We start from the raw sequence: 18,811 nt of genomic DNA, 5'->3' as shown, positions 1-18,811 counted from the left end.
CCCGCGGCGCGGCGTGGGCGCGGAGAGCGGCCTGGCCGCCCGCATGCGCTCCGGCGTCCAGTACTCCATGACGGTCCTGCGCTGCGACGACGAACCGGCCCCCGACCAGCCCACGGGGCCGCGGTCCAGGGCGGTCCCGGCCTGCGCGGGGACCGGCGCGCCCGCCACGGCGAGCGCGACGACGGCGAGCAGGGCGACTCTGCGGTGCATGACGTACCTCCGAAACCGGAACCGGGATCTGCCGTCAGGAGGTACGCGCGCCGCCCCCGCGCGGGCTCAAGCCATGCGGAATCGGGTATGGCGCGGCCGGATTACACACCCGGTTACACACTCTGGACCATGCCGCCCGGCCGCCCGGCTTCCTAGCCTGGGGGCCATGACTGGTTGGACGGAGACGGTCCTGCTGCGGGCGGCCGCTCTCGGCCCGCGGGTGGCGGTCGCCGAGGCCGCGAGCGGCGCCACGCTCACGTACGGCACGCTCGCCGTCCGCGCCCGCCAGGCCGCCCAGGGCCTGCGGCGGCGCGGCCTGCGCCCCGGCGACCCGGTGGTCGTGCTGCTGCGCGGCGGTTGCCATCTGCCCGTCGCCGGGTACGCCGTGCTCGCCGCGGGCGGCGTGGTGGTGTCCATCCCCGGCGGACCGGCCGCCACCGGCGCCCGCATCATGATCACCGACCGGGACGACGCCGACGCCATCGCCCAGGAGGCCGACATCCGGCAGGTCTACTCCTTCACCGGCGTCCCCGGCACGGCCGGCTTCGACAGCCTGCTCGGCGCCGACGGCCCGATCGAGCCCACCGCCCGGCTCACCACCGCCCGCAAGGTGGGCGCCGCCGACGTCGTCCTGGTCGCCGGGGCCGACCTGCGGGCCTACGACATGGTGCTCGGGGCGGGCGCGCGGCTGGTCGCGGCGCACGAGCCCGACCCCGCCGAGTGCCGCCGGATCATCACCGAGCACGACGTCACCCTGCTGATCGACGCGCGGCTGCGGGTCGTCCCGGTCCGCGCCGCCGGTCCCGCGCTTGGGGCAAACCTCTGACAGCTCGTGAGGGCGGTGTCACACTGGGTGCCAATCCTGGGGTCCAGACACATGAGGATCATGGTGACGTTGCTCAGACACAACCTTCCCGCCGAGCCCGACAGGTTCATCGGGCGGGAACGGGATCTGGAGGAGTTGTGCGGGCTGGTCGGTGAGGTCAGGCTGCTGACGCTCAGCGGCGTCGGAGGCACCGGCAAGACCCGGTGCGCGCTGCAGATCGCCGCCCGGCTGGTCCCGTCCTTCCCCGACGGGGTCTGGCTGGCCGAGCTGTCCAGGCTGACCAGGGCCGATCTGCTGGTCCACGAGATCACCAAGGTGCTGGGCGTGCACGAGGAGGGCGTGCGGCCGCTGCTCGACACGCTGGTCGACTTCCTGCGCGGCAAGAAGCCGCTGCTCGTCCTGGACAACTGCGAGCACCTGGTCGAGGCGTGCGCCGAGCTGGCCGAGCGGCTGCTGACCTCCTGCGAGGACCTGCGGCTGCTGGTGACCAGCCGGGAGCCGCTGAAGATCCCCGGCGAGCTGGTGTGGCGGGTGCCGCCGCTGGCGCTGCCCGGCCCGGCGGAGGCGGCCGAGGAGGTCGAGCGGGTCGAGTCCGTGCAGCTCTTCCTCGACCGGGCGCGGTCGGCCGGGTCGGGGCTCGCGGTCACCGGCGCCAACGCCGGCGACATCGCCCGGCTCTGCCACGCCCTCGACGGCCTGCCGCTGGCCCTGGAGCTGGCCGCGGCCAGGACCGCCGCGATGTCGCCCGGCCAGATCTCGGCCCGGGTCAACGACCGGTTCCAGCTGCTGACGGCGAGCGGCCGCACCGCGCCGGCCCGGCAGCGCACCCTGCTGGCCACCCTCGAATGGAGCCACGACCTGCTCTCCCCGCAGGAGCAGGTGCTCTTCCGGCGGCTCGCGGTGTTCAGCGGGCCGTTCACCCTCGACCTGGCCGAGTCCGTCTGCGCGGGGCCGAGCCTGGCCGCCGCCCAGGTCCTCGACGTGCTCAGCGGCCTGGTCGACAAGTCGCTCGTGCTGTTCGACCAGGGCAGCTCGTGCTACCGGCTGCTGGAGTCGGCCCGCCAGTTCGCCGCCGGGAAGCTGGAGTCGGCCGGCGAGACCCGGCAGCTGCGCGACCGGCTGCTCCACGGCCTGGCCGACCTCGCCCACCACCACGGCCGCGACGTGTGGGCCACGCCCGGCCTGACCTGGCCGCAGCGCTACGCCCGGCTGCTCGCGCTCCAGGACCTGCTGGGCAACGCCCGCGAGGCCCTGTCCTGGGCCGTCCGGTCCGGTCTGGCCGAGCCCGGTCTGCGGCTCGCGTGCGGCTACATGCCGCTGTGGGCCGGGTTCGGCGAGCTGACCGAGGGCCGCCGCTGGTACGAGAGCCTGCTCGCGCTGCCCGCCGCCCGCCCGCTCCGCGACCTGTCCGCCGAGGCCCTGCTCCACCACGCCAACCTGGCCTACGAGCAGCAGGACGCCGCCGCCTGCGGCGAGTCGGCCGCCCGCGCCCTTGAGCTGCGCCGGGCGACCGGCGACGACTTCATGCTGGCCTTCACCCTCGTGATCGCCGGCATGTACGAAGGCACCAAAGGCGATCTCGCGCTGGCCGCCGAGCGCGGCGAGGAGGCCCTGCAACTGGCCCTGCGCGTCGGCAACGGCCTGATCGAGGCGTCGGCGCGGCTGCTGCTGTCCGGGGTGGCCGCCTTCCAGGGCCTCCGGCGCGAGTCGCTGACCAGGGGCGAGGAGGCCATCGAGGTCTACTCCCGCTTCGGCCACCTGTGGGGGGTCACCCGGGCCCACCTGGAGCTGGGCCGCTTCGCCGACTTCCTCGGCGACCTCGACAGCGCCCGCCGCCACCTGGAGGAGTGCGCCGAGCTGGCCGAGGAGATGGCGGCCAAGCCCGTCCTCGCCACCAGTCTCGGCCTGCTCGGCGCGGTCCTGGCCCGCCAGGGCGACGCGGAGCGGGCCAGGGCGCGGCTGGCCAGGTGCGTGACGCTGAGCCGGTCCATGGGGCAGCGCCTGCCGATCATCTCCGCGCTGGTCGCGCTGGCCGTCCTGGCCGAGAAGCAGCACGACCTGGAGACCGCCGTACGCCTCTGGGCCGCGGCCAAGGCCATGGAGGAGCGGCTCGGGCTGCCCGTCTGGACGTCCGCCACGCCCGAGCCGCTGCTCGCCCGTGCCCGCGCGGAGGCCGGCGAGGGGCAGGTCCAGCTCTGGTGGACGATGGGCGGCGGCATGACGGAGGAGGAGGCCCTGCGCTACGGCCTGCGGGGCGAGCGGCCGGCCCAGGGCGCGCCGCGGCCCGCGGCGGGCAGTGCGACGGGGGCTGCGGCGGGGGCTGCGTCGGGCCCGGCGTCGGTGCTCACGCCGCGTGAGCGGGAGATCGTCGTGCTGATCAGCCGGGGGCTGTCCAACCGGGCCATCGGCGAGGAGCTGTTCATCAGCCCGGCCACGGCCGCCCGGCACGTCGCCAACATCCTGCTCAAGCTCAACTTCGGCTCGCGCACGCAGGTCGCCGCCTGGGCCGCGGAGCACGGCGTCCTCCACTGATCCCGCCGAGGCCGATCCCGGCGAGGCCGATCCCGCCGAGGCCGATCCCGGCGAGCCTGCGGCGGGGCCGGTCATCGGCCCGCGGCCACCTCGGCGGGCCGGGCCGGCGGCGGATCCAGGACCGCGGTGAACAGGTCGCCGGCCCGTTCCCGGAACCGTTCGGCGGCCGGCTCGTCGCCGGTGCGGCGGTGGGCGCGTCCCAGCGTCAGAAGGGCCCGCGCCTCGCCCAGCTTGTAGCCGCTGCCGGCGTGGACGCGGGCCGCGCGGGCGGCGTAGGAGATGGCCAGGCCCGGGTCGCCGGCCGCCAGCGCCGCCTCCGCGCCCGCCGCCAGCGCCGCGCCCTGCACCAGCACCGCGCCCGCCTTCCTGGCCAGCGCCAGCCCCGCCAGCGTGTCGCGCATGGCGGTCGCGTGCTCGTCCAGACGGGTACGCGCCACGGCCAGCCCCACGAGCGCGTCCGCCTGGCCCACGGCGGCGCCGATGCCGCGGGCCCGCTCCAGCGCGGCGCTCAGCTGCCCGACGGCGGCCCCGGGATCGGTCTGGCAGCGGATCCGGCCGAGCCCGAGCAGGGCGTCCAGCTCCAGCTTGGGATCGCCGACCGCCAGCGCCCGCCGCAGCGCCTCCTCGGCGTAGCCGAGCGCGTCGGCCCGCCGGCCCGCGTCCAGGTGCACGTCGGCCAGTTCCCTGCACAGGTCGGCCTGGGACCGTTCGCCGATCGCGGCGCCGAGCCCGCGCGCCGCCGTCAGGCACCGGACGGCCTCGCCCAGCCGGCCGGTCAGCCGGAGCACGTTGCCGAGGCTGGCCAGCGCGGCGGCCTCGGTCGCCGGCAGCCCGCGGTCGCGGCAGAGCGACACCGCCTCGCTCAGGCGCTCCTCGGCGGCGTCGAGTCGGCCCAGCTGGGTCAGCGCCAGCCCGAGGTCGACGAGCGGCGCGGCCCCCACCCGCGAGGAGCGCCGCGAGCCGTCCACGGCCAGGGCCAGCAGCCGCCGGGCCGCGCCGAGCCTGCCCTGCTGGAGGTGGACCACGCCGAGCGCGGCCAGCGCCGCGAGCTTCCCCTCCGGCCAGCCCGCCAGCTCGGCCGCCGTGAACGCCCCGCGCAGCTCCGCGACCGCCTCGGTCAGCTCGGCCGCCCGCCAGCGGGTGGCGGCCAGGCAGTGCCCGACGGCCGCCTGGCCCAGGTGGTCGCCGGCCGCGCGGGCGGCCTGCCGGGCGTCCCGCAGCACGTCCGTCCAGCCGGGCTGGCCGCCGGTCAGGTCGAGGTAGCCGTTCATGGCGTCGATGAGCCGCCAGGCGTGCGGGTGGTCGGGGGCGTTCCGTACGGCGGCGACGAGGTTGGCGCGCTCGGCGTCCAGCCAGGCCAGCGCGGCGGCGGCGGAGGGAAAGGCGGCGGGAAAGGCGGCCGGGCGGCCGGAGCCGTCGGCGGGGGCGCGCAGCAGGTGGGGGTAGGCGACGTCGCCGGCCTCCCGGACCATCCGCAGGTACCAGGCCATCAGCGCGTCCAGGGCGCGGGCCCGTCCCGGCGCGGACTCCTCGGCCAGCACGCGTTCGCGGGCGTACTCCCGCATCAGGTCGTGGAAGGTGTAGCGGCCCGGCTCCGGCTCCTCGACCAGGTGCGCGGCGGCGAGCCCGGACAGCAGCCGGTCGGCCTCCGCGGACACGGTCCCGGCCAGCGCCCCGGCCGCCCCCGCGGTGAACGTGGGCCCGGGGACGAGCGCCAGCAGCCGGAACAGCCGCCGCGCCGCCGGATCCAGGCGGTGATAGGACAGGTCGAACGCGCCGCGCACGGCCGCGTGCGGATCTCCGGTGACCGCCAAAGCCGATAATCGGGTGCCGGTGAGCCGGCGCACCTGACCGGCGATGCCGCCGACGGCGTCCCCGCCCGGCCGGCCGAGGATGCCCGCGGCGGCGATGCGCAGCGCCAGCGGCAGCCGGCCGCACGCCCTGGCCAGGTCGAGCGCCGCGTCCCGCTCGGCGGCCAGCCGTTCGCCGCCGAGGATCCCGCCGAACAGCGTGACCGCCTCGCCGGTGGACAACACGCCGAGCGGGACGGGGATCGCGCCGTCCCGGGCGACCAGGCCGTCCAGGCGGTCCCTGCTGGTGATCACGGTGGCGCAGCGGCGTCCGCCCGGCAGCAGCGGGCGGACCTGCTCCTCGCTGCCGGCGTTGTCCAGCACCACCAGCACCCGCCGGTCGGCCAGCAGGCTGCGGTAGGCCGCGCTGGCCTCCTCCACCGTGCCGGGCACGCGCTCGGCGGGCAGGCCCAGCCCGCGCAGGAACCGGCCGAGCGCCTCGATCGGCAGCAGCGGCCGCTCGGCCGAGTGGCCGCGCAGGTCCACGTAGAGCTGGCCGTCGGGGAAGCGGTGGCGGTTGCGGTGGGCCCAGTGCAGGGCCAGGGCCGTCTTGCCGGACCCGCCCGCGCCGGTCAGCACCGAGATCGCCGTACCGCCGGCGGCCGGGTCGCCGCCGCCCGCGAGCGCGTCGCGGCCGGTCGCGAGCGGGTCGCCGCCCGTCGCGAGCGGGTCGTCGCCGCTCGCGAGCGCGTTGCCGCCGGTCACGGGCGGGGCGCTGTCCTTCGCGGGCGAGGCGCCGTCTTTCGTGGGTGGGTCGCCGCCGGGCGTGAGCAGGTCGAGCAGCCGGAGCTGGGCGGTCCGGCCGGTGAACTGGCCGGGGCCGGGCGGCAGTTGCGCGGGCGTCACCGTTTCCCGGGAATCGGCCGGCCTGATCGGCGGAACGTTCCCGCGCAGGATGCGCTGGTGCAGTTGCCGCAGCTCGGGGCCGGGGTCGAGGCCCAGCTCCTCGGTGAGGCGGCGGCGGGTGCGCTCGTACCGCTCCAGCGCGTCCACGCGGCGGCCGGCCCGGCACAGCGCCAGCATGAGCAGGCCGACCAGCCCCTCGCGGAACGGGTGCTCGGCGACCAGCGCGATCAGCTCCGGCACCAGCACGGCCGCCCGGCCCGCCCGGACCTCGGCGTCCAGGCACTCCTCGACGGCGCCGAGGCGTTCCTCGGCGAGCGCGTCGCGCAGCCGGTCCAGCAGCTCGCCGCCGGAGACGCCGGTCAGCGGCTCACCGCGCCACAGGGTCAGGGCGCGGCGCAGCCCGGTGGCCTGCCGCTCGGCCGTCTCGCCGGCGCGCGCCCGGGTGACCGCCGTCCGGAACTCGTGCACGTCCACCTGCCCGGGGTCGAGGCCGAGCTGGTAGCCGCGCGGGCGGTAGGCGATGGTGACGCCGGTCGCGGCCAGGAGGGGACGCAGCCGGGAGACGTACCCCTGCACCAGGTTGCGCGCCCCGGCCGGAGGCCGTTCGCCCCACAGGCCCTCGATCAGCCGGTTCACCGAGACGAGCCGGTCCGCGTCCAGCGCGAGGAGGGCCAGCGCCGCGCGCTGCCGGGGCGGCCCGAGCGGGATCTCCTGGCGCCCCCGCCAGGCGCGCACCGCCCCCAGGAGCCCGATCTTCAGTACGTCCGCCAGACCCGCCCGTGCTGTTTCGTCTGACATATCGCATTTCCCCTTTGCCACGTCGCAGGCCGCCATACAGGAGACATGACAGGCAGTACAGCCGAAATCCTGACGCCATCAAGCCCCCGTGCAGCGCCCTGCTGCACTCTGAACGCGATCTCGCTTGGGTTCGCTCCACATTCGCTTGACACGGGCTGACAGACGCGCCGACGCGCGGCCGGCCCCGTCGCGTCGCCCCGGGGAAGAGGCAGCGTTGTCCGAACCGCACCACGACGTTCTCCAGGAGTTCGCCCGCACGGCCGGGCTCCATCCGGGCCGTCCGGCCCTGGTCCACGACGGTCGCACCGTCACCTACGCCGAGCTGGCCGTCTGGGTCCGCGCCATTGCCCGGCGGCTCGGGCCCGGTCCCGGGGCGGTGGGCGTGCTGACGTCCCGCACGCCGGGGACCGTGGCCGCGCTGCTCGGCACGCTGGCGGCGGGCGGCGCGTACGTGCCCGTCGATCCGGCGCACCCGCGGGCCCGCCGGCAGGCGATGCTGGCGGCGGCCGGCTGCCGCACGCTGGTCGCGTCCGGGCCGGACGCATGGACCCCGGACGGCGTACAGGTGATCGAGCCACCCGATCACGCGCATTTTGACGGCAGCTCCGACGACGACTCCGACCACTCCGGCGGCGACCCCGGCGGGGACTTCGGCGGGGACTTCGGCGGGGACTTCGGCGGGGACTTCGGCGGCGACCTCGACGGCGGCGCGGCGGGTGAGCTGCCGGTCGTCGCGGGGGACGCGCCCGCGTACGTCCTGTTCACCTCCGGATCGACCGGTGCGCCCAAGCCCGTGGTGACGCCCAGGCGGGCGATCTCCGTCGTGACCGGGGCGCTGCGCGAGCTGTTCGGCATCACCCCGGCCGACCGGGTGCTCCAGTTCGCCTCGCTGAACTGGGACACCTGCCTGGAGGAGATCCTGCCCGCCCTGACCGGCGGGGCGGCGCTGGTCTTCCACGACGGCGCGCACTCGGGCTCGTTCCGCCGGATGTTGCGCGCGGTCGCCGACGAGCGGATCAGCGTGCTGGACCTGCCCACGGCGTTCTGGCACGAGCTGGTACGGCACCTGGCCGACGAAGGGGCCGCGCTGCCTCCGTGCGTCCGGCTGGTGATCATCGGCGGCGAGGCCGTCAGCCCGTCGCGCCTGGCCGACTGGCGGGCCCTGGACACCGGCGGCGTCCGCCTGCTCAACACCTACGGATGCACGGAGACCACGCTCATCACGCACGCCATCGACCTGCACGGCCCGATGACCGACGGGGTCGCGGGTGAGCTGGCGCCGTCGGACCCGCCCGGCTCGACGGCGGGGGAGCGGGTGCCGATCGGGTGGGCGCTTGCGCACGTCGAGCAGCGGGTGAGTGCGGAGGACGAGTTGCTGGTCGGCGGGCCGGCACTGGCGCTGGGCTACCTGGGCCTGCCGGAGGCGACCGCCGCGCGCTTCGTCACCCCCGAGGCGGGCGGCGGGCGGTTCTTCCGCACCGGGGACCGGGTCACCGTGACCGGCGGCGGGGCGCTCGTCCACGAGGGACGGCTCGACCACGAGCTCAAGATCCGGGGCATCCGGGTGGACCCGGCCGAGGTCGAGGCGCACATCGCCGGCCATCCGGGCGTGAGCGCGGTGGCGGTGGCGGGCGTCACGGTCGCCGATCACACCACCCTCGCCGCCTACGTCGTCCCCCGCCCGCAGCCCGGCCGGGACGCCGAGCACCCGAAACCCGTCCAGGATGCCCAGGACCCGCAGCCCGGCCGGGACGTCGAGGGCGGGCTGGCCGGCGAGGTGCGGGAGTACCTGCGGGGCCGGGTGCCGGGCCACCTGGTGCCCAGCCGGATCACCGTCGTGCCCGAACTGGCCTACACCACCAGCGGCAAGGTCGACCGCGCCGGTTCGCACCGGCGCTACACCACCAACTGAAGGAGATCATGCACGTGGACGTCACCGCCGTCTCCGACATCTTCCGGCGGGTACTGGAAAACCCCGAAATAACGGACGATTCCGACTTTTTCGTCTTGGGTGGGGATTCGCTGCTCGCCACCCGCGTCCTCAGCGCGATCGCCCGCGACTGCGGCGCCGAGCTGGACTTCGACGACTTCCTCGACGCGCCCACCCCGGCCGCGCTGGCCAAGAAGATCGCGAGCCTGGCATGAGGGTCGTCGTCGTGGGAGCGGGCCTCGCGGGGCTCACCGCCGCCGCCGACCTGGCCGCGTCCGGCGCCGAGGTCACCGTGATCGAGGCCAGGGACCGCGTCGGCGGCCGTACGCGCGGCATCGAGGTCGCCCCCGGCGGCTGGGCCGACGCGGGCGCGGCGTACCTGGGGGAGCGGCACACCGCGCTGACGGCCCTGCTGGCCGAGCTGGACCTGAAGACCACCCCGGCCACCGTGGGCGGCGCGGCCAGGTTCGCGCTCGGCGGCGAGCCCAGGACCGGCCGGTTCCCGCCCCTGTCGGCGGTCGCGCTGGGCGGCCTGTTCGACGCGCTGGAGGAGCTGGCCGCCGCCGTCCGCCCCGACGCGCCCTGGCTGACGCCGGACGCCGCCCGCCTGGACGCCACCACGGCGGCGGACTGGGCCGCCGAGCACCTGACGCATCCGGACGCGCGGCTGTTCTTCCCGCTGTTCGCCGGCGAGATGATGGCCGCCGACCCGGCGGACGTGTCCGTCCTGCATCTGGCCTTCTACCTGCGCTCGGGCGGCGGGCTGCGCTACCTGAACGCCTTCGCGGGCGGTGCGCAGGAGGACCGGATCGACGGCGGCGCCCACCAGGTGTGCCTGCGCCTGGCCGCCCGGCTCGGCGACCGGGTGCGTCTCGGCGAGCCGGTGCGCGCGGTCCACCAGGACGCGACCGGCGTGGACGTCGTCACCGCGACCGGCGCCACCAGGGCGGACGCGGTGGTGGTCGCCGTGCCGCCGGTGCTGGCCGACGCCGTGGAGTTCCGGCCGGGCCTGCCCGCGCCGCGGTCGGGCCCCCGTACGGCGCCCGGCTGCGCGGTGAAGGTGCACCTGGTCTACCCCGCGCCGCTCTGGCGCGAGCAGGGCCTTTCGGGCTGGTCGGTCAGCGCGGACGGTCCCCTGCTGTCCACCGTGGACGACTCGCCCGCGGACGGCTCGGCGGGCGTGCTGACCGGGTTCGTGACCGGCGCGCAGGCCAAGGCGTTCGCCGCGCTGCCCCCGCGCGAGCAGGTCGAGCGGGCGCGGGCCCAGGTCGCGCGGCTGTTCCCCGGGCTGCCCGCCCCGGACGCCTGCCACGTGACCGACTGGCTGAGCGACGAGCACAGCCGGGGCTGCTACGCGGCGCTGTTCGGGCCGGGCGACTGGCTGCGGCTCGGCCCGCGGCTGACGACCCCCCACCAGCGGGTGCACTGGGCCGGCACCGAGACGAGCACCGAGTTCTTCGGCCTGATGGAAGGCGCCATCCGCTCAGGACACCGGGTGGCCGCGCAGATCGACGCGACGTGGAGGCACATCCATGACTGACCAGACCCCGATCGCCCCCCTGGCCGTCCGGCAGGGCTTCATGACCGAGCCCGGCCTCGGCGCGGGCAACTTCCTCGACCACGCGCTGGCGGCCAACCCCAACCGGTCGGTGCCGTTCATCCACAGCCACCACACCGACCACCGCGGCCAGGTCGTGTTACGCGGCCACAGCCTCACCGACCTCGCGGCCATGCGCGACCGGTACGCCACCTGGTACCACGCCAACGGCGTGCGGCCCGGCGAGCCCGTGGGCGTCGTCGTCGCCGAGGGCCTGGAGCCGCTGCTGCACTTCCTGGCGCTCACCGCGCTCGGCGCGATCCCGGCGATGGTCAACGACGCCATGCGGGCCGACGTCATGGCCGGCTACCTGGAGCACGTCGGCGTGGTGGGCGTGGTCGCCGACGACACGACCCGGCTGCAGCTCGCCTACCGCAACACGCCGCGCGCCCGGCCCCGGTTCGTCGCCCTGGCGGCCGAGGTGCGGGCCCACGACGCGGCGTCCAGCGGGCTGCCGGAGCAGTACCCGTATCGGCACGAGCCGGACGACGTGGTGGCGCTCATCCACTCCTCCGGCACCACCGGCACCCCCAAGTCCACCATCCTCGGACACCGCAGCTTCTGGGACGGCAAACAGCAGCGGATGGTGCGTTTCCCGGCGGAGCCGTACGACCGGCTGATGTCGCTCATGCCGCACACCCACGCGGGCGGGCTCAGCTACTTCCTCACCGCGGTGCTGCTCGGGCTGCCGACCGTGATCATGTCGGACTGGCGGCGGGCCGGGGTGGAGCCGGTCATGGAGGCGTTCCAGCCGACCATGGTGGCCTCGTTCCCGCGCACGTTCGTCGAGCTGGCCACCGGCGAGCTGCCCGTCAGGGGCGCGGCCCGGGTGCACTCCTGGTTCAACACCGGGGACAGCGCCCACTACGGGCACATCCGGCGGCTCGTCCAGCTCGGCGAGCGGCCCGCGGGGCTGATCAGGTCGTGGCTGCTGCCGCGCGGCGAGGCCGCCGGCGAGCCGCTGCCCGGCTCCCAGTTCGTGGACGGGCTCGGCTCCTCGGAGATGGGCATGGCGCTGTTCGGCCAGGTCACCACCCCCGAGACGCCGCGCGCCGACCGCTGCGTGGGCAAGCCGCAGGACGCGGTGATCAAGGCCGCCGTGCTCGACGAGAACGGCCGGGAGCTGCCCGACGGCGAGGTCGGCCTGCTGGGCGTGATCACCCCGTCGCGCACCCCCGGCTACTGGAACGACGCCAGGCTGACCGGCAGCTTCGAGCTCAACGGCTACTGGCTCACCGGCGACGTCGCCCGCCGGGACGCCGAGGGCGACTTCTACCACCTCGACCGCACCGTGGACGTGATCGACACCGCGGCCGGGCCGGTCTACAGCCTGCCCGTCGAGGAGGTCCTCATCGCCGACTGCGCGGACCTCGTCCAGGACTGCTCGGTCGTCGGCGTGCCGGGGCCCGGGGGGCAGGTGCCGATCGCCGTCGTGCGGACGCAGGCCGAGGCCGCCGCGGTCACCGCCGAGGAGATCAGGGAGAAGGCCAACAAGGCGCTGGCCGACGCGGGCCTGGCCACGCTGGCCGCGGTGATCCTGGCGCGTACCGAGCAGGACTACCCGCTCGGCCCCACAGGCAAGGTGCTCAAGCGCGAGCTCCGCACCCGGCACGCGGCGCTGTTCGCCGGATGAGCCCGAACGACGACAAGCCCCGCCGCCCCGCCGCCGACGTCGAGACCGCCCGGTCCGAGGCCGCCCGGTCCGGGGCCGCGGGGTCCGGGGCCGCGGGGTCCGGGGCCGCGGGGTCCGGGGCCGCCGACCGCCCCTACGTGTACGCGCGGCGGGCGCTCGCCGAGCCCGACTGGCGGCGGCTGCCGGGGTGGCGCGGGGTCACCGAGGCGCAGTGGCGCGACGCCCAGTGGCAGCGCGCCCACTGCGTGCGCAACGCGGCGCAGCTCCGCGCCGTGACCGGCGACCTGCTCCAGGACGCCTTCCTCGCCGACCTGGCCGCCGACGTGGCCCGGTTCGCCACCATGTCCATGCTGGTCACGCCCCAGCTCCTCAACGTCATGGCGCCGGACGAACCCGGCGGTCCGGCCGCGTTCACGGCGGCGTTCCTGGCCAACCCGGTCCGCCGCTACCTGCTGCCGGTCGCCTCCGACCGGCACCCGGTCTGGCCGAGCCATCCGCGGGCCCAGCGGGACTCGCTGCACGAGGCCGAGATGTGGGCGGTGGAGGGCCTGACCCACCGCTACCCGACGAAGGTGCTGGCCGAGCTGCTGGCCACGTGCCCGCAGTACTGCGGCCACTGCACCCGGATGGACCTGGTCGGCACCTCCACCCCGCAGGTCGTCAAGGCCAGGCTCACGCTCAGGCCGGTGGACCGGCAGGAGCTGATGCTGGACTACCTCAAGCGCACGCCCGCCGTCCGCGACGTGGTGGTCTCCGGCGGCGACCTGGCGAACATGCCGTGGCCGCGGCTGGAGGCGTTCCTGCTGCGGCTGCTGGAGCTGGAGTCCGTACGCGACATCCGGCTGGCCACCAAGGCGCTGGTCGGGCTGCCGCAGCACTGGCTCCAGCCGGCCGTGGTCGAGGGCGTGGGCCGGGTGGCCGCCGTCGCGCGGGCCCGCGGGGTGAACCTGGCCGTGCACACCCACGCCAACCACGCCCGCTCGGTGACGCCGCTGGTCGCCGAGGCGGCCGGGGCCCTGCTCGCGGCCGGCGTGCGGGACGTGCGCAACCAGGGCGTGCTCATGCGCGGCGTGAACGCCACCCCGCACGACCTGCTCGACCTGTGCTTCGCCCTGCACGGCGAGGCCGGGATCCTGCCCTACTACTTCTACGTCTGCGACCTGATCCCCAACGCCGAGCACTGGCGCACCCCGCTGCACCAGGCCCGGCGCCTCCAGGAGGCCATCATGGGCCACCTGCCCGGCTACGCCACGCCCCGGATCGTGTGTGACGTGCCCTACGTCGGCAAACGCTGGGTGCACCAGGCCGCCGCCTACGACCGGGAACGCGGCGTCTCGTACTGGACCAGGAGCCACGGGATCGGGCTGGAGCCGCCCGGCCCGGCGCGCCGCTTCCCCTTCTACGACCCGATCGACACCCTGCCCGAGCCCGGCCGCCGCTGGTGGGCGAGCCAGAAGGGAGAGTCATGAGCTCGTTGCGCCGTTTGTGCTGGATCTTCCCCGACCGGGAGTCCACCCGGGCCACCGCGATGTGGCACCCGTTCTTCTGGGACCTGTACGAGGAGGTCGCCGCCGAGCTCGGCCTGCGCTGGACCAGGAACTCCCCGGACTCGGTCACCGTGGACGCCCTGGAGCCCGGCCGGCCCCGCGTCTTCGTGGACGACGAGCCCGTCACCCCCGAGGACACCCTCTTCATCACCGCCCTGTACTCCCTGCCCTACCAGTCCATGGACGTCTTCAACCAGTACGCCCTCTACGCCGTGCTGGAGGAGGCCGGCTTCTACCTGCCGTTCCCGCCGTCCCTGTCGCCGGTGGCCAACGACAAGCTGGCCACCGTCCTGCGGCTGCGCGACTCGCCCGTGCCGCCGATCCCGACCCTGCGCATCGGCACCGGCCGGGACACCAGCAAGCACCTGTACGAGGCCGCCATCGCCGGCCTCACCTACCCGGCCCTGGTCAAGCCGGCCGGCTGGTGCGGCGGCGGCGGGGTGAACCTGGCCCGCGACTCCGAGGAGCTGCGCGGCCTGGCCAGCCTCGCCCAGGGCGGCGACACCACGCTCGTCGTCCAGCCCTACCTGGGCGACGGCACCGTGGACTACCGCGTCTACGTCGTGGACGGCGAGCCGTACGCGGTCATGAAACGCATCCCGGAGCCGGGCTCGCCGGTCGCCAACGCCAGCAGGGGCGGCACGATGGAGTTCCCGCCCGTGCCGCCCGAGCTGGCGGCGGCCACGGCGTACTTCTACGAGCGGCTGCCCATCCCGTTCTTCTGCGTCGACTTCCTGCACGACGGCGAGCGCTACTGGTTCTCCGAGCTGGAGCCCGACGGCGTGATCGCGCCCGACCTCGGCGACCCCGCCCGCACCCTCCAGCGCGACGTCACCCGCGCCCGCTGGACGGCCTACCGCGACGGCCACACCCGCTTCCTCAAAGACCGCCACCCGCACGACGGCCTTCCGCAAGACCGTCTTCCGCACGACCCCGAGAGCTGGTGACCCCCATGACCGAATCGTTCTCGCTGACGTCCGCGGCGGCCGAGCCGCTGCTGCGCGTCCCGAGGCGCTCGCTGGAGCGGCTGAGGAGCGTGCCCGCGCTCGCGCCGCGCTACGAGGGCCACGAGAAGGTGCTCACGCTGGAGGACCTGGCCGTCCTGCCGCCGCTGGTCAAGGACGACCTCAACGTCGCGCTCGCGCACCTGGAGCCCAAGGCGGGACAGGGCGCGACCTGGCTCTTCCAGAGCGGCGGCAGCACCGGCGCGCCCAAGGTCGGCTACGCCCCCACCGGCTTCTACATGGACGGCGTGCACCGCCACTGGCAGCCGCTCGAACCGGACGACGTCTTCGTCAACGCCTGGGGCGCCGGCCGCATGTGGGGCGCCCACTTCCTGGCCGCCGCCTTCGCCGACCTGTCCGGCTGCCGGGTCATCGCCCTGGGCTCGGTCGGCAAGGAGGAGTACGGCGACTGGCTCGGCTTCTTCGCCGACCGGAAGGTGACCGCGTTCGGCGGCACGCCCAGCGTCCTGCGGCTGTGGTTCGCCCACGCCCGCGCGGCCGGCCTGCGCCTGCCCGCGCTGCGCAAGGTGCTCTGGCTGGGCGAGGCCTGGCATCCCCAGCTCGACGAGGACCTGGCCGAGGTCGCGCCGGACGCCCGCCGCTGGGGCATGTTCGGCAGCACCGAGACCTGGGTCGCCGCCACCAACACCCCGGACTGCCCGGCCGACGTCTTCCACCCGCTGCCCGACCAGCTCGTGCACAGCGACGCCGACGAGCTGCTGGACTTCACCACGCTCAACCCCGACATGCTCAACCCGGTGCTGCGTTACCGCACCGGCGACGCCGGCCGCCTCGTCTCCTGCCCGTGCGGCCGGGACGACAGGGCGCTGCGCGTCCTGGGCCGCCGCGACTCGGTCGTCCAGGTGCGCGGCCTCGGCCTGCACGTGGACGACGTCGTCGCCCAGGCCGAGCGCGAGCCCGGCGTGCTGCGCGCCCAAGTCCTGATCACCGAGCGGCAGGGCCGGGTCTCCGGCGTGGACGTGCTGCTGCTGACCGGCCCCGAGACCTCGCCCGGCCTGCCCGAACGGCTGCGCCACGACCTCCTGGCCGCCACCTTCACCCTCAGCACGGCCTTCCAGCACGACCCCGGCTCCTTCCGCGTCCGGACGGTCGACGCGCTGATCGGCAACGACCGCACCGGCAAGACCTCCTCCTTCGTCGTGCGGGAGGAGCAGTGAGGATGCCGGGGTCGCTCGGCCGGGAGTTCGGCCTCTACTGGAGCGGCCAGACGGTGAGCCTGCTCGGCGACCGGATCACCGTGTTCGTCGTGCCGACGCTGATGATCTTCGTGTTGCACGCCTCCGCGCTGGAGGTCGGCGTCGTGGCCATGGCCCAGTACCTGGGCATCCCGCTGCTCGGGCCGATCGCCGGGGTGCTCGTGGACCGGTGGGACAAGCGGCTGACCATGGTCGTGTGCGACCTCGTCCGGCTGGCGGCGGTGGGGGTCATCCCGGTCGCGTACTGGTGCGGGGTGCTCTCGACGCCGGTGCTGTTCGTGTGCGTGGCGCTGATCAGCGGCGCGACCATCTTCTTCAACATCGGCTACCTCGTCGCCGTGCCGACCACCGTGCCGCAGGACCGGCTGGTGCGGGCGTACTCGCGGCTGGAGGGCAGCAGCACGGTGTCGGAGGTGGCCGGGCCGTCGATCGCGGCGGGCCTGTACCACCTGCTCGGCGTCGCCTCGCTGCTCGTGGACGCGGCCAGCTACCTGGTCTCGGCGGCCTGCCTGCGGGCCATGAAGCCGTGGGGCGTCACGACCGGGGAGCGGGTGCCGGTGCGCTCGCGGCTGATGCTCGGCTTCCGGCTGAACTGGGCAGACCCGGTGCTGCGCCGGGTGGTGCTGGCCGCGGTGGTGCTCAACTCGGGCGGGCCGGTCTTCGTCACGGTCCTGCCGGTGCTGGCCTACCAGGGGCTCGGCGTCTCGGTGGGCGTGTTCGGCGCGGCGATGTCGGCGGCGGCCGTCGGCGCGGTGCTCGGCGCGCTGGCCGCCCCGAAGATCAGCGACCGGCTCGGCCTCGGCCGGACCATGGCCTGGGCGCTGCTGCTGCACTGCCTGGTCGGCCTCGGCGTGCTGGCCGCGCCCGCGCTGCCCGCCGCGGCGGTGATCGGCGTGACGTTCGGCTGCTACGGCTTCTTCATGTCGTGCATCAACGTGTGCAGCGCGCCGATCCGGCAGTCGCGGATGGCCGCCGAGAACCAGGGCGTCATGCACGCCGCGTTCCGCACGGCGACCTGGGGGGTGATCCCGCTGGCCGCGCTCGCGGGCGGGTCGGCGGTCACCCTGCTGACGCCCGCGCTGGGCGTGCTCGGCGCGGCGCAGGCCGTCATGGCCGGCGGCACGCTGCTGGCGGCGTTCTCGTTCCTGCCCGCCTCGGGGATCCAGGCCCACATGGACCGGGCCGAGCCGCGGGCGCACCTGGCGGGGAGCGCGTCATGACGACTGTGCTGATCACCGGGACCTCGTCGGGGATCGGGCTGGCCACCGCGGTGACCGCCGCACGGGCCGGGCTGACGGTGGTGGCCACCATGCGCGACCTCGGACGCGACGGCGACCTGCGCGCGGCGGCCGACCGGGCCGGCGTCACCCTGGACGTCCGCCACCTCGACGTCACCGACCCCGCCTCGGCGCGGGCGTGCGTGAAGGGCGTGCGCGAGACGTACGGAGGGCTGGACGCGCTGGTCAACAACGCGGGCGTGTCGAACTTCGACCCGACGATGGAGATGTCCACGCCGGAGGCGCTGCGCGCCAACTTCGAGGTCAACTTCTTCGGGGTGATCGAGGTCAGCCGGGTGGCGATGCCGCTGCTGCGGGCCGCCGGAGGGCGTCTGGTGACGGTCGGCAGCGTGCACGGCGTCGTGGGCCAGCCGTTCAACGAGGCGTACGCGGCGGCGAAGGCGGCGGTCGAGGGGTTCATGGAGAGCCTGGCGCCGGTCGCGGCCGCGCACGGCGTACGGGTGAGCGTGGTGGTGCCCGGCTTCGTCTCCGACACCCGGTTCGGGATTTTTCCGGACATCAACCGGAAGACCATCCGGGCCGCCTCCGGCCCGTACGCCCCGGCCTTCGACGCCTACCTCGACTGGGTGTGCGGCCCCGGCTGGGAGGGCGCCGGCCAGACCTCCTGGCAGGTGGCCGACGTGATCGTGGCCGCGCTGACCGCCGCCGACCCGCCCTTCCGCATCCCGACCGGGCCCTGGGTGTCGCGGTACGTGGCCGGCAAGCTCGCCGACCCCGACGGCTCGGCCGTCCAGGCCATGGCCAGGACCTGGCTCGGAGCCACCCCATGACCGCCCCCGCGCCCGACCCCGCAAAAGGCCCTGCGACCGACCCCGCGGCCGGACCCGATCCGGCCTGCCGGGCGCTCGGCATCGCGCTGGAGGAGGCCGCAGGCGGCCGGGCCCGGCTGCGCATGCGCGTCACCGAGGACATGGTGAACGGGCACGGCGTCGCCCACGGCGGCTACCTGTTCCTGCTCGCCGACGCCGCCTTCGACCACGCCTGCAACAGCCGCGGCCCGGTCATGCTGGCCCACAGCGCCCAGGTGACGTTCCTGCGCCCGGTGGCGGCCGGCGACGTGCTGGTGGCCGAGGCCACGGAACGGGCAAGACACGGTCGGCACGGCGTCTACGACGTCACCGTGCGCCGCCCGGCCGGCGAGGTCGTCGCCGAGTTCCGCGGCCACGGCGTCGTGGTCGCCGGCCGTCCCACCAACGAAGGGAGAACCTCATGAACCGGCGGACCGGACGCTGGATCGAGCACTGGGAACCCGAGGACCCGGGCTTCTGGGCGGCCGTCGGACGCCGCGTCGCCACCAGGAACCTGATCTTCTCCATCTTCGTCGAGCATCTCGGCTTCGCGGTGTGGCTGCTGTGGAGCGCCGTCGTCGTCCTGCTGCCGAAGGCGGGCTTCCCGTTCACCGTCGACCAGCTCTTCTGGCTGGTCGCGGTGCCGAACCTGGTCGGCAGCACGCTGCGGCTGCCCTACACCGCGACCCGGGCGCGGGCCGGCTGGAGATCCGGCGGCGGCTCGGCTACCTGCCG

At 75.3% G+C, this 18,811-nt stretch carries 13 protein-coding genes and 2 pseudogenes; 13 read left to right on the top strand and 2 right to left on the bottom strand.

Annotated features, from left to right (window positions below; genetic code table 11):
* A pseudogene (locus tag ACWCSD_RS26760) lies at positions 1 to 210 on the bottom strand (peptidase); the annotation flags it as partial.
* A 166-nt stretch (positions 211 to 376) separates the two neighbouring features.
* Between ACWCSD_RS26760 and ACWCSD_RS26755 the strand changes: the two are divergent.
* A complete protein-coding gene (locus tag ACWCSD_RS26755) occupies positions 377 to 1,036 on the top strand; it encodes an AMP-binding protein (protein WP_358292645.1) in 660 nt (219 codons plus the stop codon).
* 69 nt (positions 1,037 to 1,105) lie between these two features.
* On the top strand, positions 1,106 to 3,568 hold the full coding sequence (locus tag ACWCSD_RS26750; protein WP_449918824.1) for a LuxR C-terminal-related transcriptional regulator: 2,463 nt from the start codon (positions 1,106 to 1,108) through the stop codon (positions 3,566 to 3,568).
* Positions 3,569 to 3,639: 71 nt separating this feature from the next.
* Here the strand turns inward: ACWCSD_RS26750 and ACWCSD_RS26745 are convergent, their stop codons facing one another.
* Complete coding sequence (locus tag ACWCSD_RS26745; RefSeq protein WP_449918822.1) at positions 3,640 to 7,062, bottom strand: AfsR/SARP family transcriptional regulator; 3,423 nt, start codon at positions 7,060 to 7,062, stop codon at positions 3,640 to 3,642.
* Between the two features lie 214 nt (positions 7,063 to 7,276).
* Here ACWCSD_RS26745 and ACWCSD_RS26740 point away from each other — a divergent pair, with 214 nt between their 5' ends.
* The 11 genes and pseudogenes from ACWCSD_RS26740 to ACWCSD_RS26690 all read left to right on the top strand — a co-directional run.
* Positions 7,277 to 8,974, top strand: coding sequence for an AMP-binding protein (locus ACWCSD_RS26740; RefSeq protein WP_449918819.1), 1,698 nt, complete (start codon positions 7,277 to 7,279; stop codon positions 8,972 to 8,974).
* A gap of 14 nt (positions 8,975 to 8,988) precedes the next feature.
* Entirely contained in the window at positions 8,989 to 9,207 is a 219-nt protein-coding gene (locus tag ACWCSD_RS26735) for a phosphopantetheine-binding protein (RefSeq protein ID WP_352324385.1), read from the top strand.
* A complete protein-coding gene (locus ACWCSD_RS26730; protein ID WP_449918817.1) occupies positions 9,204 to 10,532 on the top strand; it encodes a flavin monoamine oxidase family protein in 1,329 nt (442 codons plus the stop codon). Before ACWCSD_RS26735 ends, ACWCSD_RS26730 begins: the two co-directional genes overlap by 4 nt.
* Positions 10,525 to 12,222: a class I adenylate-forming enzyme family protein gene (locus tag ACWCSD_RS26725; RefSeq protein ID WP_449918814.1), complete on the top strand. Its 1,698-nt coding sequence runs from the start codon at positions 10,525 to 10,527 to the stop codon at positions 12,220 to 12,222. Before ACWCSD_RS26730 ends, ACWCSD_RS26725 begins: the two co-directional genes overlap by 8 nt.
* On the top strand, positions 12,219 to 13,691 hold the full coding sequence (locus ACWCSD_RS26720) for a KamA family radical SAM protein (protein WP_449918812.1): 1,473 nt from the start codon (positions 12,219 to 12,221) through the stop codon (positions 13,689 to 13,691). The genes ACWCSD_RS26725 and ACWCSD_RS26720 overlap by 4 nt, the downstream gene beginning before the upstream one ends.
* Positions 13,688 to 14,716, top strand: coding sequence for a RimK family alpha-L-glutamate ligase (locus tag ACWCSD_RS26715; RefSeq protein WP_397160251.1), 1,029 nt, complete (start codon positions 13,688 to 13,690; stop codon positions 14,714 to 14,716). The genes ACWCSD_RS26720 and ACWCSD_RS26715 overlap by 4 nt, the downstream gene beginning before the upstream one ends.
* A 5-nt stretch (positions 14,717 to 14,721) precedes the next feature.
* Positions 14,722 to 15,951: a phenylacetate--CoA ligase family protein gene (locus tag ACWCSD_RS26710; RefSeq protein WP_449918808.1), complete on the top strand. Its 1,230-nt coding sequence runs from the start codon at positions 14,722 to 14,724 to the stop codon at positions 15,949 to 15,951.
* Between the two features lie 2 nt (positions 15,952 to 15,953).
* Positions 15,954 to 17,210: an MFS transporter gene (locus ACWCSD_RS26705; protein WP_449918805.1), complete on the top strand. Its 1,257-nt coding sequence runs from the start codon at positions 15,954 to 15,956 to the stop codon at positions 17,208 to 17,210.
* Positions 17,207 to 18,058, top strand: a complete 852-nt coding sequence (locus tag ACWCSD_RS26700; RefSeq protein WP_397160245.1) for an SDR family NAD(P)-dependent oxidoreductase — start codon at positions 17,207 to 17,209, stop codon at positions 18,056 to 18,058. The genes ACWCSD_RS26705 and ACWCSD_RS26700 overlap by 4 nt, the downstream gene beginning before the upstream one ends.
* Positions 18,055 to 18,501 (top strand): hydroxyphenylacetyl-CoA thioesterase PaaI, encoded by a 447-nt coding sequence (paaI, locus tag ACWCSD_RS26695; protein ID WP_449918801.1) that lies wholly within the window; start codon positions 18,055 to 18,057, stop codon positions 18,499 to 18,501. The genes ACWCSD_RS26700 and paaI overlap by 4 nt, the downstream gene beginning before the upstream one ends.
* Positions 18,498 to 18,811 (top strand): annotated as a pseudogene (locus ACWCSD_RS26690) (MFS transporter); the annotation flags it as partial. The gene paaI and the pseudogene ACWCSD_RS26690, both read left to right, overlap by 4 nt.

This window comes from Nonomuraea sp. NPDC001684, from assembly GCF_053596515.1.
This window is presented reverse-complemented; position numbering and strand designations above follow the sequence as displayed.

What these genes read in the sequence shown, in the direction of transcription:
- ACWCSD_RS26710 (WP_449918808.1), top strand. Translation starts at nt 14,722, where the DNA reads ATGACCGAATCGTTCTCGCTGACGTCCGCGGCGGCCGAGCCGCTGCTG.
- paaI (WP_449918801.1), top strand. Translation starts at nt 18,055, where the DNA reads ATGACCGCCCCCGCGCCCGACCCCGCAAAAGGCCCTGCGACCGACCCC.
- ACWCSD_RS26730 (WP_449918817.1), top strand. Translation starts at nt 9,204, where the DNA reads ATGAGGGTCGTCGTCGTGGGAGCGGGCCTCGCGGGGCTCACCGCCGCC.
- ACWCSD_RS26715 (WP_397160251.1), top strand. Translation starts at nt 13,688, where the DNA reads ATGAGCTCGTTGCGCCGTTTGTGCTGGATCTTCCCCGACCGGGAGTCC.
- ACWCSD_RS26720 (WP_449918812.1), top strand. Translation starts at nt 12,219, where the DNA reads ATGAGCCCGAACGACGACAAGCCCCGCCGCCCCGCCGCCGACGTCGAG.
- ACWCSD_RS26755 (WP_358292645.1), top strand. Translation starts at nt 377, where the DNA reads ATGACTGGTTGGACGGAGACGGTCCTGCTGCGGGCGGCCGCTCTCGGC.
- ACWCSD_RS26725 (WP_449918814.1), top strand. Translation starts at nt 10,525, where the DNA reads ATGACTGACCAGACCCCGATCGCCCCCCTGGCCGTCCGGCAGGGCTTC.
- ACWCSD_RS26700 (WP_397160245.1), top strand. Translation starts at nt 17,207, where the DNA reads ATGACGACTGTGCTGATCACCGGGACCTCGTCGGGGATCGGGCTGGCC.
- ACWCSD_RS26745 (WP_449918822.1), bottom strand. Translation starts at nt 7,062, where the DNA reads ATGTCAGACGAAACAGCACGGGCGGGTCTGGCGGACGTACTGAAGATC.
- ACWCSD_RS26705 (WP_449918805.1), top strand. Translation starts at nt 15,954, where the DNA reads ATGCCGGGGTCGCTCGGCCGGGAGTTCGGCCTCTACTGGAGCGGCCAG.